The 15,493-nt window shown below is 48.3% G+C and carries 16 protein-coding genes; 9 read left to right on the forward strand and 7 right to left on the reverse strand.

Annotation, left to right across the window (positions count from 1 at the left end):
* Window positions 1-33 precede the first annotated feature (33 nt).
* Entirely contained in the window at window positions 34-1,053 is a 1,020-nt protein-coding gene (locus B8987_RS07670; protein WP_020375498.1) for a carbon-nitrogen hydrolase family protein, read from the reverse strand.
* Between the two features lie 204 nt (window positions 1,054-1,257).
* On the opposite strand from B8987_RS07670, the gene B8987_RS07675 reads away from it, so the two are divergent.
* Together B8987_RS07675 and B8987_RS07680 are read left to right on the forward strand one after the other, a co-directional pair.
* Window positions 1,258-2,115, forward strand: coding sequence for a sensor histidine kinase (locus B8987_RS07675; protein WP_020375499.1), 858 nt, complete (start codon window positions 1,258-1,260; stop codon window positions 2,113-2,115).
* Window positions 2,116-2,200: 85 nt separating this feature from the next.
* A complete protein-coding gene (locus tag B8987_RS07680; protein ID WP_020375500.1) occupies window positions 2,201-3,814 on the forward strand; it encodes a sensor histidine kinase in 1,614 nt (537 codons plus the stop codon).
* Here B8987_RS07680 and B8987_RS07685 read toward each other — a convergent pair.
* Window positions 3,762-4,151 (reverse strand): response regulator, encoded by a 390-nt coding sequence (locus B8987_RS07685; RefSeq protein WP_020375501.1) that lies wholly within the window; start codon window positions 4,149-4,151, stop codon window positions 3,762-3,764. The genes B8987_RS07680 and B8987_RS07685 overlap by 53 nt on opposite strands.
* A gap of 314 nt (window positions 4,152-4,465) precedes the next feature.
* Between B8987_RS07685 and B8987_RS07690 the strand changes: the two genes are divergently transcribed.
* The 4 genes from B8987_RS07690 to B8987_RS19615 all read left to right on the forward strand — a co-directional run bounded on the left by B8987_RS07690 (window position 4,466) and on the right by B8987_RS19615 (window position 8,712).
* Complete coding sequence (locus B8987_RS07690; protein WP_020375502.1) at window positions 4,466-5,305, forward strand: hypothetical protein; 840 nt, start codon at window positions 4,466-4,468, stop codon at window positions 5,303-5,305.
* 225 nt (window positions 5,306-5,530) lie between these two features.
* Window positions 5,531-7,219: a sulfocyanin-like copper-binding protein gene (locus B8987_RS07695; protein WP_084661179.1), complete on the forward strand. Its 1,689-nt coding sequence runs from the start codon at window positions 5,531-5,533 to the stop codon at window positions 7,217-7,219.
* A 99-nt stretch (window positions 7,220-7,318) separates the two neighbouring features.
* Window positions 7,319-8,293, forward strand: a complete 975-nt coding sequence (locus B8987_RS07700; protein WP_176213189.1) for a metallophosphoesterase family protein — start codon at window positions 7,319-7,321, stop codon at window positions 8,291-8,293.
* Window positions 8,290-8,712, forward strand: a complete 423-nt coding sequence (locus B8987_RS19615) for a c-type cytochrome (protein ID WP_020375505.1) — start codon at window positions 8,290-8,292, stop codon at window positions 8,710-8,712. The genes B8987_RS07700 and B8987_RS19615 overlap by 4 nt, the downstream gene beginning before the upstream one ends.
* Here B8987_RS19615 and B8987_RS07710 read toward each other — a convergent pair.
* The gene (locus tag B8987_RS07710) at window positions 8,709-8,939 is read right to left on the reverse strand and encodes a capping complex subunit for YIEGIA (RefSeq protein WP_020375506.1); all 231 of its coding nucleotides are present in this window, start codon (window positions 8,937-8,939) and stop codon (window positions 8,709-8,711) included. The genes B8987_RS19615 and B8987_RS07710 overlap by 4 nt on opposite strands.
* A 283-nt stretch (window positions 8,940-9,222) precedes the next feature.
* Between B8987_RS07710 and B8987_RS07715 the strand changes: the two genes are divergently transcribed.
* The 3 genes from B8987_RS07715 (at window position 9,223) to B8987_RS07730 (ending at window position 11,927) form a co-directional block, all read left to right on the forward strand.
* On the forward strand, window positions 9,223-9,810 hold the full coding sequence (locus B8987_RS07715; protein ID WP_020375507.1) for an RNA polymerase sigma factor: 588 nt from the start codon (window positions 9,223-9,225) through the stop codon (window positions 9,808-9,810).
* A complete protein-coding gene (locus B8987_RS07720; protein WP_020375508.1) occupies window positions 9,798-10,424 on the forward strand; it encodes an anti-sigma factor domain-containing protein in 627 nt (208 codons plus the stop codon). Before B8987_RS07715 ends, B8987_RS07720 begins: the two co-directional genes overlap by 13 nt.
* 192 nt (window positions 10,425-10,616) lie before the next feature.
* The gene (locus B8987_RS07730; RefSeq protein ID WP_028963399.1) at window positions 10,617-11,927 is read left to right on the forward strand and encodes a hypothetical protein; all 1,311 of its coding nucleotides are present in this window, start codon (window positions 10,617-10,619) and stop codon (window positions 11,925-11,927) included.
* A 10-nt stretch (window positions 11,928-11,937) separates the two neighbouring features.
* On the opposite strand, the gene B8987_RS07735 is transcribed toward B8987_RS07730, so the two are convergent.
* The 4 genes from B8987_RS07735 to B8987_RS07750 all read right to left on the reverse strand — a co-directional run bounded on the left by B8987_RS07735 (window position 11,938) and on the right by B8987_RS07750 (window position 15,417).
* Window positions 11,938-12,960, reverse strand: coding sequence for a GGDEF domain-containing protein (locus B8987_RS07735; RefSeq protein WP_157782400.1), 1,023 nt, complete (start codon window positions 12,958-12,960; stop codon window positions 11,938-11,940).
* 115 nt (window positions 12,961-13,075) lie between these two features.
* Window positions 13,076-13,828: a glycosyltransferase family 2 protein gene (locus B8987_RS07740; RefSeq protein ID WP_020375512.1), complete on the reverse strand. Its 753-nt coding sequence runs from the start codon at window positions 13,826-13,828 to the stop codon at window positions 13,076-13,078.
* A 164-nt stretch (window positions 13,829-13,992) separates the two neighbouring features.
* Window positions 13,993-14,655, reverse strand: a complete 663-nt coding sequence (locus B8987_RS07745) for a J domain-containing protein (RefSeq protein WP_020375513.1) — start codon at window positions 14,653-14,655, stop codon at window positions 13,993-13,995.
* Window positions 14,656-14,847: 192 nt separating this feature from the next.
* The gene (locus B8987_RS07750; protein WP_020375514.1) at window positions 14,848-15,417 is read right to left on the reverse strand and encodes a DUF2231 domain-containing protein; all 570 of its coding nucleotides are present in this window, start codon (window positions 15,415-15,417) and stop codon (window positions 14,848-14,850) included.
* Window positions 15,418-15,493 lie beyond the last annotated feature (76 nt).

The following is a 15,493-nucleotide window of genomic DNA, read 5'->3' on the forward strand; positions in this document are numbered from 1 at the left end:
AATATCATACCTTAAAAGACAAAATTTGGCAATTCAATCCTGCCAACGAAAATGCACAATATCTTCGGAAGAGGGTTCAGGGGATACAAAAGAACTTTGTGCCAGGATTTGTGCCTGCCCTTGTCTAAAGCCATAAATGGCACTCGGACCATCAAAATGGATATCTAAAGCATGAAAGAGCATTTGGGGATTGATGATGATAGAAATATTCTCGAAGCTTTCAAGCAAGCTAAAAGCCCCTTCCGTCGTCCATTGCTGTTGGCGCGTAATCTCAGGATTAAACGGCCACGGTTTAGTCCACCACCAGGGATTGGCTGACGGTTGGGCAATAATGCGCACGCCTTCTTGATCCATTAATGGCAGTAGCGGGGTAAACCCAGGTTCTCGCTTGGTGTGGGGAATACGGAAGCCGTCATAACAAATGGCGGTTGCACAGGGAATTCCCTCTATCCAAACGGGTTTAAGAGCCTCAGCTAAGGGACCTGGGGAAAGGTCTAACACATCTTCTTGGGTGGGCACTAAATTCACCTTACGGGTGATATGAATCACCTCACCGGAAGGATTGAGCATGATGCTCATATTAAATATGTTTTTGTTTAAAGGACGAAAAGCCGCTGATTGGTAGCCAAAGGCATTGATGGGCAACAGCGCGCTGCCCGCAACAATATAGGCATGATATTGGCGCGCCAGCTGGCTCATGGTGGTCTGCCAAATCCGCCAAACCTTGGGCGCGTTAAAGAGAAAAAATGCCTGGCGTAATGACAAGGTTCGGTACTGGATCATATAACGCGCCAAAGACGGCCACAGCCTTTGGCCTATGCGGCTAAAGGCTTCAGACATGGTCCTTGTTCCTTCAATGAGATCCAAGTTGTCCGCAAGCACCAAAAAAGTGGCTAAGTCTTCAGGGAAGACCACCAGTGCGGGAATATCAGCCTGCCTATAAGGGGAGACCTTCTGCAATAAAAGATCCATTTTGTGGTAAAATGCAGTTGCGTTAGCATAATCGCTGAGATCCATATAGGGTTGCACAGCAAACAGATCCAAAACCGGCATAACGATCTCCTTAACGTTCACGGTTTTCAACACTCAAACGGGTGATGGACTCAAAGACCATGGACCCATCAGCCCATAGTCACAGGCGCATGATGGATTACCTGTCATTATCATCAAAGGATGTGATACGTCAAGAGACTCATCTCGTATCATCTCATCACCAAATCACCGGTCCCAAATTACACAAAGGAAGATGGGATAATCGTGAGTTCACAACAGCAGGTGGTTGAATCATTTTGGCGGCTCTGTCGCCGCTTTGGCATTCCGATTAATTTTGTCACATGGGGTGAATGGACATACGGTGAAAATCAAACACTGGGTTACGTCTACCGAGAACAAACCGATGTGGGACTGATCAGTTTGGGCTTTAAAGAACCGGTGAGAATGTCGTGGGTAAAGTTGATGGCCGCGTTTCTAGCGCACATGGTGCATGATCAGCAAGATGATCTGATTGTCGCCGCTACGGTCCATGAAATTCGCAATCCCCTTACGGTTTTGTCAGGATATCAAGAGTTATTATCCCAAAAGCATCCTGATCCCCTGTGGGAAAAAATGGACGAACTGATGATGCGTATCGCTGAGCGTCTAGATGATATGTTAAGCGGGTATTCAAGCACCCGTCGCCTGGAAGGATTTGACTTAACGGCATTGTGTCATGATGTGGGAGAAGATTACAAAGTCTTTCTCACCCGGAGAGAAATCTCGCTTAATATCCATGGGGAACCCTGTGAAATTCATGGGGACCGGAAACAACTTCGTCAGGTCATCCGGAATCTTCTTCATAACGCCGCTGACGCCGTTTTGCCTGGGGGCCATATTGATATCACGGTTAATGCGCAAGATGAACACGTAATTTTACGCGTAAGCGATAATGGGATGGGAATTCATGAGACAATCCGTCCCTTTTTATTTCGACCGTATTATACGTCAAAAATCGACGGTCATGGACTCGGATTAGTCATTTGCCAGCGGATTGTTGAGCAACATCATGGTACTATTGATATTGTCGATTTATCGCCGGGTACGGCGTTTGTGGTGTCATTACCCAAAATGCAAAAGTAACAGCGGGTAACGGTCTGTGACTTCATCAGTAGGGATATTCCCTATGAGAAGCTCTCCTGAGTGTCGAGATTTGAAGGAGGATGTTATGAAATGCTCCCCTTCGAAGGCATCGTTGGGCGACGACGCCTTCGATTTTATTGCCCGTCTACAACAGTTTCTCGTAACACAAGTCGATCATGTCCATCTAAAAGACCAAACCGCCCAGTGGATATTAAACGAAGTGTTCCACATCTATCCCGTGGCCGGGTTGTCGTTATGGCTCAATAATGATGAGACAAAGTCGTGGAATTTGGCTGCTTCCGTGGGCCTTGATGGGGCTCTCCATAAACAGCTTTTTCAAGCTCCTGAAGCTTACGAGCATTTAAATCAGGTGCGGACGACGGGCCAACCGGTTATTTTGGATCATTTATGCGAGCATTCCTATGCGCCATTTCGTCAGTGGTCTCAAGAAACAGGGATTAAGAGGACGGCGAGTTTTCCCTTATTTGGCGTCCCCACCTGTTTATTAGGCGTATTGACGGTCATGTGGATCGATCCGCCACCCATGGACCAGGTGATTCTCGAACGATGGGAAAATGTGGCCAGAACCTTGGCTTTGGCCTGGCAATGGACGGAATTATGGCAGAGCCATTCGTTGCGGCAAGTGGTCGCACGAACGGTTACGTCAATGACCCAGTCTGCCTATGCTTATGTTTATGAGGACCGTCTCGAAGTTTGTAACCGGCAATTTTTAGAACTCTTTCACCTCGAACCGCCGCTTAGAGACCGATCTGTTAAAAAAATGGTTCAGCAGATGCAGAAAATTTTTCTGGATGAAGACAAGGTCGAGCAGGTCATGGAGCAGCTTAACAATTCCCAACATAACGATTTCGACGCGATCTTTGAATTAAAAGGGGTACCGACACGGTACTTGCGGTGGATGTCAAGACCGGTACACTTAAGGGGCGTCTATCAAGGCCGTATTTGCGTCTTTAATGACGTGACCTCGCAAGTCTTATCCGAGCAATACCACGAATCCTTTTTGTCGCTTGTGGCCCACGAATTTCGCACTCCGGTGACGATTATTCAGGGATTGGCGGAGTTGATGGAGTCAACTCCGCTGCCCGACAATTTGGAGTCATGGAACAAACATATTCATTTGATTTGGCGTGAGGCGCTCCGTTTGTCCCGTCTCATCCGGGAAATTTGGGGAGCGAGTGAGGCAACCAAGAGAGGCTGGGACCATTTCTCGGAATCGCTGGATTTCATTAAAGTGGTGGAATCAGAAATGGCAACAGCCAAAAAATTGTGGCCTGACTGCCATTGGGATTATGTCGGGCCAGAGAGTCTACCGGTACGAATGAACTATGAAATCTTAATGACTATTTTACAAGCGCTTATCGGCAATGCAGGACGGTTTTCGCCACCATTTTCTCAGGTGACGGTGGAAGTCGAGAACGATGATCAGTGGGTCACCTTACGCGTCATGGACAGAGGACCCGGGGTTGATGCGGCCATCGCTGAAGAATTATTTACCCGGGTGCCCGATCCTGCCCACCGTTCAGGTTCGGGAGGAATGGGGCTCGGACTTTACGTGACGGCGACATTTGTGAAAATGATGGGAGGAGATATTCACTATCATCCGCGGTGTGGGGGTGGTTCGATTTTTACGGTGACACTTCCCCGCGAAGCCCCCGCGATAAGGCGTCTAGCACCGTAATCCGCAACTTATCTAATTTGAACGGTTTGGCTAAAGTGCCCACGATTAACGCTTGCTGATGCGCAATGTGTTCAAGTTCGGAGGAGGCTGAGACCAAAAGGACTGCGGTTGGCCACAGCGACTCGGCTTGTTGCAACCATTCGCCTCCGTCCATGTCCGGCAGCCGGTAGTCTAATAAGACTAAATCCGGATGATATTGCGTCAACAGTTCCAAACCTTGCGATCCGCTTGATGCTTCGAGGATGGTTAAAGGCTCAGGACCGGGATTTTGACTGAGGATGGTTTTGGCAATGTAGCGTATCCCGGATTCATCATCGATAATAAGAATAGTTGCCATGCGGTAGACCTTTCATGAGAAATTTGTGCCCATTCATTATCGCCAGAGTCAAGAGGGATTGCAAGACTTCGCAGATGCGATTTCCCCAAGTGTTATATAATGCCTGTAGAAATAACGGGTGAGATTGGTGGACTTTTAAGTGAGGCGTTTCGAAAACGGTATGCTATAGCGGGTTATTTACCGGCATCATCTTTATCAACGGGCATCTAAATAATGGGAATGCTATGCTTGGGATGTTGATGGTGTGCCGTGTGAAAAGTTTAGCAATGAAGTACCAATGAAGAATAAAACGATTACGGAGAAGAGGGGAAACTTTGTCAGCCACGAATATTCTGCGCCATGCTTGGCGACACCTCTTACACAAACCGGGCAATTTGGTGTTGGCTTTTTGGTACCTGTTTATCCTGTTCTTTTTTCAGTTATTTGCTATGCGTGGACTGGGCAGTGGCTTTCAGCACTGGCTAAAAGCCCTTAACCCAAGCAAAATGAGCATGACGAATTTGCCGCCGTTACCTCATGGGGTGGCGTTGAAACTAGCATTAACCTATCTGACGATGATCTTAATTGTTTTCCCGTTTGTGATTGGGGCGCTTTATGGCGGGGTGGCCGATAGTCTTAAGACCGCGAATAACCAGGTGGGACTGTTTGCCTTTTTCCGTTATGGGGCCCGGCTATTTTGGGAAAGCATTGGTCTTTTTGTGGGCATTGTGCTAGGAACCACGATTATGCTGGTGGCGGGCATTGCCATTAATCTCCTGTTTACCCTCTTAGGTGGACATTCCTCCGTTCTTAGTGTGATTACGAGTGTTGTGGCCGCCATCATAACCTTAACGATTATGTTTTTGTGGTTTGCCGTCGTATTATTTTGGCTCGGTGCGGTCTATTTTGGGGGACAGCGGATTTGGGTAAGTTTTACAGAGGCTTTAGGGTGGGTATGGCACCACAAAGCCGAAAGTTTACGTCTTTTGCTATTAACGGCGGTCATTGTTTTGGTGGCGACCATATTCTTCTCGTTGTTTAGTTTAGTTCCGATTATTGGTCAATTTTTTGCGATTATGCTCTATGCAGGAGTTCTCACGCTTATCGCGATTGAAGCAAACATCTTTTACCGGGAAGCCACCCGGCACGATATTCCGCCCGTTTATCGAATCTAAAATGTTTAAAGATCACTCGATGACATGGTAAAAGGCGCCCCCGAGGATAGGCGTTTTCCTTTGCGAAGGGGCGTCTTTTTTGATGGGCGCATCGTTTTTGGATGAAATGATCGACGTTGCATGCGGGTTTTAGGGGGACACATTTTCATGAATGTATCATAAAAACGTGTTATGTTAGTGGCAAGGCACATTTATGGCACACAAAATGGTTAGGAGATAGGGACAATGCCTTATTCACTATTAAATTACATTAACCCCGTGACGATTCATACGTTCTATGTGAGTCTATTTCAAGCGACGGGTGTTATTTTGTTGATGGTACTCGTGGGCGTAGGCATAAGGCATATGGTTCGTAAAAACCCCGATCATCCCGGAACTACAGAAGATCATCGGGCACTGAAGGAATCGCCACAATATCCCCGGGGCTACAATATTTTGTGGTGGGGACTGGGGATTTTATGGCTGATTGACGGCTTGTTACAAGCTCAACCGCCGATGGCGACCAGCATGTTTGTGGACATGGACGTGGCCACCAATGTCACGGGACAACCCCATTGGCTTTTAGTCTTGCTAGGGGCAGGAATTCAAGCCTGGACAGATCATCAAATTGCCTCGGCAGTTTTTGCCGTGTTAATCCAGATGTTCATTGGGGTCGGCATTTTATTGGGATATCGCCGTCCCCTTGGACGTATTGCGCTGTATGTCTCATTGTTGTGGAGTATTCCGGTCTGGATTTATGGTGAGGGACTCGGCAATTTATTTGCATCGGGCGCCTCGTGGTTAACGGGAACGCCAGGTGCCGTCATTTTTTATATTACCGGCGCCATTTGGTTATTACTGCCCCCAAAATACTGGACATCAGGAAAAATTGCGGAGTGGACCCGCTATCTGATGGCCGGCATTTGGCTCTTATTGGCGATATTTCAAGCACTTCCCGCCTCAGGTTATTGGTCTTCGCAAGGTCTCTATAACGTCTTCCGCTATAATACGCTGATGCCCCAGCCCGCCATATTCCTTGATCCCATTACCTGGGCCATGCACGAGTCGTCTCTCTATCCCGTGCTCTTTAATAGCATTATTGTGGCCGTTATGGCCTATTTGGGTGTAATGATGCTGATCAAACGCACGGGTAAACTGTTTTGGGCGGTGACGATCCTGTGGATCTTTGTGAGCTGGTGGTTAGGTCAGGATTTTGGCATTGTGGGGGGCGTCGGAACGGATCCTCAAGCCGCCCCTTTAGCGCTCTTGATAATGCTTGGCGGCTGGTGGTATGCGAGAAAGGTTGAGAGCAACCGGCCCAAACCCGTTGAGCCGTTGGTGGCGCGTTCTATGGTTAAGAAACTGGGATGGATTTCTACGAGCGTTCTCACGGCCCTGTTTTTGCTCTTCGGCTTTGCCATTCCTCAGGTGGTGGTCGCGCAAGGAGACAAACCAGCTCCCACGCCTCATTATCACCCAGCGGCTCCTCCGACAACCTTTAATCCACATAAGTGGATGCAATATAATGTAAAAACCAAAACCGTGCATTTACTTTTAGAAGCCTCGGTTAACCACTTTGGTTCTTTGGCGTTTGATGGTTATGCCAATGGTTTTATGACGATCACCATCCCCAAGGGATGGACGGTTGATGCCACCTTTATTAATGAACAGGTTCTTTTAAAAAACAGTGCGATGATTGTTCCCTTTGCCCAGCTGCAACAAGGGGGACCGTTTACGCCGGCATTCCCTGGAGCAACCAGTCCAGACCCCATCACCGGAGTAAGTCATGGGGTGGTCCAACATTTTCATTTTGTGGCGAGGCAAGACGGCAAGTATGCGGTCGTCAGCGCGGTTCCGGATGGTCAATCAGATTCCGGCATGTGGGCATATTTCCTGGTAAAAAATGTGTCAAAACCCCAGATTACTGTGAAGTAAAGCTCAACCTCCTTTATTCCCCTTTTTTGTCATCAAGGCGCCCTAGACACGGTATAGGGCGCTTTTGTGTGGGGAACAGTGATCCGGGAGGGAATGACAATGGCAAACCCAGAACAGCCATCATTGACATCAGGAGTTTCTCCAGGTAAGCATCTCCAAGATTCGTTGACCTCACGCCGTCAATTTTTGCGCCAGTTTCTTGGGGCGTCTTTTATGGCCGCCGGGGGCATCTGGATGCGTGACAAGGTCTTTGCGAGTTCTACGGGCCCATCACAGCCTCTTCGATTTGTGCAGTTATCCGATACCCACATTGGCTATCAAGGCGATGCCAACCGCGATGTCTTGGGATCTTTAGCGATTGCCTTAGGCGCCATTGCCCTTTTGGATCCCAAGCCCGATTTTATTGTGGTGACAGGGGATCTCACGCAGGGCACCAGTCAGGAAAGTGAACGGTTGAAAAGATTTCAGACATTCCGCCACCATTTGTTATCGTTACATATTCCGGTTTATACGGTGGCCGGTGAACACGATGCCTTAATGGACCAAGGGCAAAGTTATGAAAAAGCTATGGGACCCCTATACTATGATTTTCGTCTTCATGGTGTGCAATTTTATGCGTTAGATAATGTGTCCCGAGGATTCTTTGTGGGGGAAAAACAACGGCAATGGCTTAAACAGCGTCTGAAACAGGCCAACCCCATGGCCCCTACGGTGATTTTTTGCCATGCGCCTTTGTATGATGTGTTTAGTCCATGGAACTGGTATACCTATGATGCCCATGAAGTCCTGAAATTGTTTGCGCCTTTTCACCATTTGTCGGTGTTCTTTGGTCATGTTCATCAGCTGCTGAGCCATCAAGGGTCCTTTATCACCCAATATGGAGCCATGCCCACATCGTGGCCGTTGCCGGAACCCGGATTTTTGACGGTGTTGGAACGCTGGCCCCAAAGCACGTCAGATCCATATATGGGACTCGGGTTTCGTGTGGTCGACATAAAAAACGCAGGCCTGGTGCAAATCCAAAATGTCTTATTACAAGATGCCGTCAATTTAAGGAGGCGTTCGTCATCGTGAGAAAGCTGTTGTTTTCGGTTGTGGTTTTAGCCGGAACATGGGCATTTTTGGGTCCCAAGGCGGGGGCTTCGGTATTGAATCCTTTCCGCCATTTTTTTGAGCATCATGAACCGGTGAAACCAAAAACCCCACAAGAGATCAAGCCGTCGTGGGCCTTAGGCCAGAAACTTTATGTGAGAGCCTGTGAATCGTGTCATGGTCCTAAAGGAAATGGGGAAGGGTTTTGGGGATTACCCACTGGCGAAAAAGCCCCCGCCCTCAATCACCTGAATCCTCGTGAAAGCACACCAGAATTTTTAACTCAAATGATTGCGCAAGGGAAAGGCATGATGCCTCAGTGGTCTTTGGTGCTTAACCGGGTGCAAATCGAAAGCCTCGTGCAGTATCTTCGCTCTATCAACACCCAGGACACCAATTAGTCCTGGGTGGATGACGACGAACTCTGGGGCACAGCATTCACAGTGAGGGCTAAAGAGCCATCATGCAGATCATGGACAATACAATTGGTTATGCGTGATAACCACATCGCAATTCGGTCGCGTTCAGCAACATCATCGGCAAAAAAGATTGGAGCCATTCCTCCGCCAATGGCCTTACGGTTCACGGTAACCACGGCAAACATCACAGGTTGTGGAGCATCAGCCAATGACTTCACCTCCTAGCTCTTTTGACTATTTTGTGTGAATCCTCGTCTTCTCAGATTTTTTCAATCCCGCGCTCTCTTGAATTCAAGAGCTTGCTGATCTTTGATACCGGTGCCAGGAACATCTGCGTGAGACACGGCTTTACGCGAGAATACTTTTCCTGCCATTTAGACATAGTTCTCTCCCATTTGTGAAGAAATATGCTAACATGCCAAAGAAGAAGTTTGAATGGATAGCAATGACAAAGCGGGTAGAGTCCTACCTAACAAAGTTTAGGAGAGAGCCATGGGCTATTCGGATGACGTGGATCATTGCTCCGATGAAGAACTGATAATTCGTATCCAACGGCGCGACGATAAGGCGTTTGAGCAACTCTACAACCGGTATGCGTCACGGGTCCTTGGATTAATTCGGCGCGTAATTTTTGATGCAAATGAATCCGAAGATGTGTTACAGATCGTATTTATGAGTATATGGCAGAAGTGTCATCAATACGAGCGAGAGCGGGGAAGTGTTCAAGCTTTTATCTTCCAAATTGCGAAAACCCGGATGATTGACTACATGCGTAGTCACCGTCATCATGATGACGTGTTAGTGGATATGGAAGAAGAGGATCGCCAGCCTGATCCCATTGAACTGGATCAAGTGAGTCATGTGGTGGTCGATGATTTGTTGAAGGCTTTAAGCGCCGATGAAAGACGCGCATTAGAATTGACTGTTTATGGGGGCTTTACCCAACAAGAAATCGCCAAGTTGTTGCACAAGCCACCGGGTACCGTGAAAAGTTGGATTCGACGGGGTCTTATCAAGCTTAAACGGATCGTTTCAGAAACGGCGAATGACGGAGGGGAGGGAGAAAAATGGCACATCTAAATGACGAAGAGTTACTGGTGTCGTGGCGCCGTTATGGACATGAATTAGATCATATTCAGTCGTGTCCTGTTTGTCAGTCCAGACGCCGTGCCCTATTAGAAGTGGTGACATCTGTGTTGCCAGAACCCATCCAAGAGCCCTCCCTCACAGCGACTCAAATCTTATCGCGGCTGGCTTCACGCGAACACACTCTCAAGGTGATATCGCGCCGACAGATTGCTGGAGTCGCCATAGCTTTGATGTTGTCATCATTGGCACTGCTCTCCCCGTCTTTACAAAAACCCATTCTGCCCGCACCGGTGCAGATGGCGGCGACATCCCTTCCGTTTGCTTCAAGCCGTGTCATGGTTCAGTGGAGCCCTGGCCATAAAATGGGCAAGATTTTTGCATCCCAGTTGAAAGTGATTCCCAATTCGGTATTGGAAGTGTGGTTAATCAAAGACCGCAAGCATGTCCCCGTCGCGATTATTCCGTTATCGAGTCATGATGAAACGGTGATGTTTGCCGTACCCAAAAAGGACCGAAATGCTGAGGCTATTGGGATAACTTTGGAACATTCCCCCAACATGCCAAAACCCACGGGGCCACGGGTTTTTTATCATAAATTTCATTAATGACTTTGGCGAGAGGATATCCTGTACAAAAGGGTATCCTCAAAAATTTGGGCTTCATGATCCGCTGGACGCCACGGACTCAAGACAAATATTTCCCTAGATTTTTTGGTTGGATTAGCCGTAACCTTATGATGAATGGTGGCGTTATGCCAGGGATAGGAGATTTTGAGTGAGTCTAGGGGAGTATATGCGATGAAAGTCCAAATAGTGCTGGTTTCTTTGGCAGCCGTGGTGACGACAGGAGCCTTGGCAGCGTTTGTCGGTCGTCCATATTTCGGATCGGTTTTAGCCAACACGTCACGGGGTGCATCGACAACTGTCGTCTCTAAAAGCCATATTGCTACAAAGGGTTCCGTGCCTGTTAAAACCGCTGCAAACCCAACCATGAGTCTTTCGACGACGACTATTACGACGACCACCACACCCGTGTTTTCTGGAACCCAGGTTCAGATTCTTGCAGGCAACCAAGCACCTGGCATATTACCCCTTAACTATCCTCTCAGTTTAAATCCCATCGCGTTTTATCAACCTAAGACCTATACCCTGGCCTTTCAGCTCCAAGCCGTGCTTGAAGGGCACCATGTCATCCTCCAACTCTTTCAAGGTCCTAATAGTGTAGTCATTGCCACCTCGTGGGATCATCAAATTACCGGGACTTATGTGGCCACGGGCACAGTGCAATTGACGAATTTGAGTGGAGATAATGCCTATTTTTCCATCTTGGGAAGTCAACACACGACCTGGTTGACCACCAATTTGATTACGGGGCAAATGACAACATCACAAGTTATGCCTTTAGCCGCCGAACTCTCGCCCTATATTGGAGGCATTCCGACTTTGTATGCGGTTCCAGAAATCAACCCGGGACCGGCTCCTAGTCAACCGGGGAGTGTTAGTGAACCGTTACCATCGTCCGCCCCGTTAATTGAACAGTGCCTTGGGGAAGCCAATACCCTATTTAATACCCAGGTTCCTTTAAATGCCGTGGTTCTTAATCAAGAGGGCAACCATTTAGACTTGATTCATGTGACGGGTGGCAGGTGGCGCGTCGTCCGGTTTCACTTAGACGCTGAGGGAATTCCTATCCCCAAAGAGGTTCTCACGGCATGGCAAGGGCACATCTTGACCTATCATATTGGGGTAAATGCCCAAGGTCAGGGTGTCAATGTGGTGTTGTCTGAGACACAAATTCAGTATTTGACCCAAATTGCTAAGAGCCTTGATTATACCGCCTTTGATAGCCAAGCCGGAGCCGTAGCCTCTTTGCCCATTAATTTAACCGGGTATCAGAGCTTGCATCCTGGGGCGCCCAAACTGATTGTGGAAAAAGGGAATCAAACGTTATTAGCTTTGACCTATCAAGCGCCTGATCAACAACACACCGTATATTTACCCGTGGGTTGGTACTGGTGGAAAAATGGGCCGCAGGTCATAAATGTGCCGACTTCCCCAAGCCTATCGTCATCCTCCACGCCGAGTTCTTCGGCGCCTGGTCCGTCATAGAGAAGAGAAGTTAAGCAGGGGGTGAGGCCACAATATCCTTTGCCCAGACAGTTTGGTCCTTGCCTTGGGATTTGGCCTGATATAACGCCTGATCGGCCCGGGCGATAATGTCGGAAAGGGGTTCGTTATCTTCACGGGATAGGGCTATTCCCCCACTTAAGGTAATGGGCGTGGGATAGCGTAAAGACAAATCTTTGAGCCGTTCGTTTAAGCGTAGGAGTCGTTCGGCAATCACACTGCGGTCGAGTTCTGCTGGTAGCAAAATCAAAAATTCTTCGCCGCCATAGCGGGCTGTTATTTCTCCGGCACGAAATAATTGCCGAATTAGGCGTCCTAAATCCCGCAAAACCATATCACCCATCAAATGGCCAAAGCGGTCATTAATCTGCTTAAAATTGTCTAGGTCAAGCAGCACGACCCACCACCGCGCGCTTTCATGCTGGCGGTAGGTTTGAAGGAGCTGGCGGCGATTAAACAGCCCGGTGAGATAATCGGTGCCCGCTAAACTTTCATAAAGACCCATTTGCCGCCGTAAGAAATAAGACAAAATGGTCACTAAGGGATAAAACGGGGCAATAAAGAGACTCGAGGGACCTTCTTGGGGAATGATAGGTGCTATGAACGTGGTGATGATATACCCCAAACCTAATCCTCCACTAACGACTAAGGCTTGCATGAAGGGCAGAGACCAGACGGCTTCCCAGGTGATTATGACCGATAATAAGGGGACGGATACGGGAAGCCATTTCCACCAGTACATGTTGATAATCATGATCAGAGCATCGACATACACCAGCCACTTAGGAGTTCGGCATGTTGAGCGAATGACTGTCCGAATGGGAAGATATAATAGCCAGACGCCTAAAGACCACAGAGCATCGAGGCGAAAAGGGATAAACACCTGACGATTCCAATAGAAAATGGTGACGATGAACGTAAGGACGAAATACAGCCACCGTGCATCATCGGCAAAAATGCGTGGATCGTGTTCATATCGCCTTAACAAACGGCTTGGGTAGGTATGATCATTCATTTGTGATAACTTCGCGATAATTTGGTGAGATCCTTTTTTGCGCTGGGAGAATTTCATAGCCCAACACTTTACATTCTTACACAATGGAGCCCATTTGTTGTGAGTTTGCCAAACCTTAAGGTCCTGGGATGCGCCATTTCGCAAACCAGGGATCTGTCATCATTTTGGCAAAGTTGGCGACAGGTACCGGACCTAAATGATGCTTACTACGCAGTTTGCGCAATTCGGGGGCCATTTTGCACGGCCGCGATGAAGTCGAATCTATGGAGAAATAGTAGTTTGCCGTGATTTCTGGGAGCCTGGTAATCGGAACGCCGCGGCGGCTGGCCCGTAAAATCCAGTCCCAATCACTGTAAGCGGGAATTTGCGTATCAAAATACCCAATCTCTTCGAACGTAGTCCGGGTCGTTACGAGCGTTGAGGGAATCACCGGGCTGGTCTTGGTTAACATGGAGGGCTGATACTCAAACCGAAACGGCTCATGCCAGCCTTCTTGAACGTGGTACAATTCGGCGTCGGTAAAGACAATGCCTTGAGTTTTTTCGACTAAGGGAATCGTCAGCGCTAGATGATTGGGGAGCCACTCATCATCATCGTCCAAAAAGGCGATATATTGCCCCGAGGAAAAATGTAGACCGACATTGCGCGCACCGGCGGCACCTTGTCCCGGTAAAAGGCCCAGCAAGTGCAGGGTAAAAGGATAGGAACCGAGTTCTTGGCGGGTGAAAGGAGCTTGTCCATCGCGGATTACAAAAACTTCGACGGCGGACAGGTCCGAAGAATTCTGAGTCGCAATCGAGGATAGAGCTCGTTTAATGGTGTGATTGTGCACGGTCGGAATAATAACGGATATCTTCGGGTACGGCATCGTTGCCTCCTTTTCTGATCCCGGTGTCTGACCAGCGCCATTCTAACGTGTTCCCTCTTGATCCCTTTTACCATAACACTACCATACTCTTGAGGTAAAAACTGCGGCAAGGTAGCGCCATGAAAATTCGTGGGATAGACCAATCAAGGAGTGCTCGAAATACGCTAATCGGTGAAATCTCCAAGCTCTTTGTTCCAACGGCTTAGACCTTCATAGAGACTATAGAGACCAGCTAATACCAAGCTATAGGGAATGAACAGCCAAGCCATGCACCCAAAATAGCGAAGACGGCGGAGTTCAAGAATACCTAATAAGGCTAAATATCCTAAAAGACTCCAAAGAAGGGTCGAAAAGGGCCACGATAATAATTTGCTGGTGGCAATTAATACAAAGAGGAGGCCCCATTCGCGAAGTACGCGCCGCCGGAATTTGGCATTCACCCACTTGCGAAAATGCATGGAACATAACGACAGGGAGAACCCCACGCAGGATGGACATAAAGGAGCTTGGCAGCGTGTGCAGGTTCTCACAATGGGCTGGTGATGCAGCCGGCACGATAGGGGCGGTGGCGAGGCCTTATGCGATGATTCACGGGGACCAGGAGCATCTTTTTTGTTGACCTCGACAACGAAGGGTGTTTTCATGACTTCGTGATAGGCCCAATTAATCCACTTCATGTGTTCTTCGTGCTCATGACGGGTGAGGGAATCCTTGGCATATAAATCGGGATGATGTCGCCTGACTTGGGTGAGATAAGCCTGGCGAATTTTTTGTTCATCAGTCGTTGGCCCAATGCCTAAAATGGTCCACGGATTTTTTTCCGTCATGGTCCCAAGAAACTCCTTTGTGCGGATATCCCGTTTGTTTTCATCGTTGCTCTTAATTTACCCAGGAATCTGGCTTATCTCTATGCGCCAAAGCCTTGAAATATCTCTTAAAAGAGCTCATCACGAAGAAAACCTCCGCACGACGGTGCGAAGGTGGGTGGTTGCGCAATGTATTCCGTCTTCTCGAATTCATTAGGGCTTCAAAGGATTCTTGTAGGTCACATGACGGATTCCGACCCCATAGTGGTAAACCATGGTCCCTCCCAGCGAGCCTGTCCACGTAATCATAACGACCGCTAACAAGAGAAATAAGGTGGATAAACCATTGGAGCGACCGCGGCCGGTATTCCAAAAGGACCACGGTTGATTGCGGCCCGTGGTGGGCGCAGGATACCGTGAGAAAAATCTCACCACAATCGCTAAGAGAGCGAAAATTCCGGTGAGAACCGCATCGCGTTGATGAGCACTGAGAAGAACCGTCGTCGTAGCGTTCCACCGGACAAACTGTTCCGAAATGACCCCCATGGCCGCGGCAATGGCACCGGCAATAAATCCTAAAATGGTTAGCCAAAAACTGGCCCGGTCAAAAAAGCGATCGGGCGTTTTCACAAACTTACTCAAGATATCAATCGCTAACGCCAGGTACAGTAAGGCGATGGGAAAATGGACCACCATGGGATGAATGGTATGAGGAAAGAGATGAATACCAATACGAATCCATGTTCCAAGAAATGCGTTCCAGAGTCCAGCTATAAAATGCATGATCCCCTCCACATTGGTGCATTGTCATTGAACATCAGTAAACACGGTCACGATGAAAGGATGATGAGAATGTCGA

Origin of the sequence: Sulfobacillus thermosulfidooxidans DSM 9293 (assembly GCF_900176145.1) — a bacterium.
Lineage (GTDB): Bacteria > Bacillota > Sulfobacillia > Sulfobacillales > Sulfobacillaceae > Sulfobacillus > Sulfobacillus thermosulfidooxidans.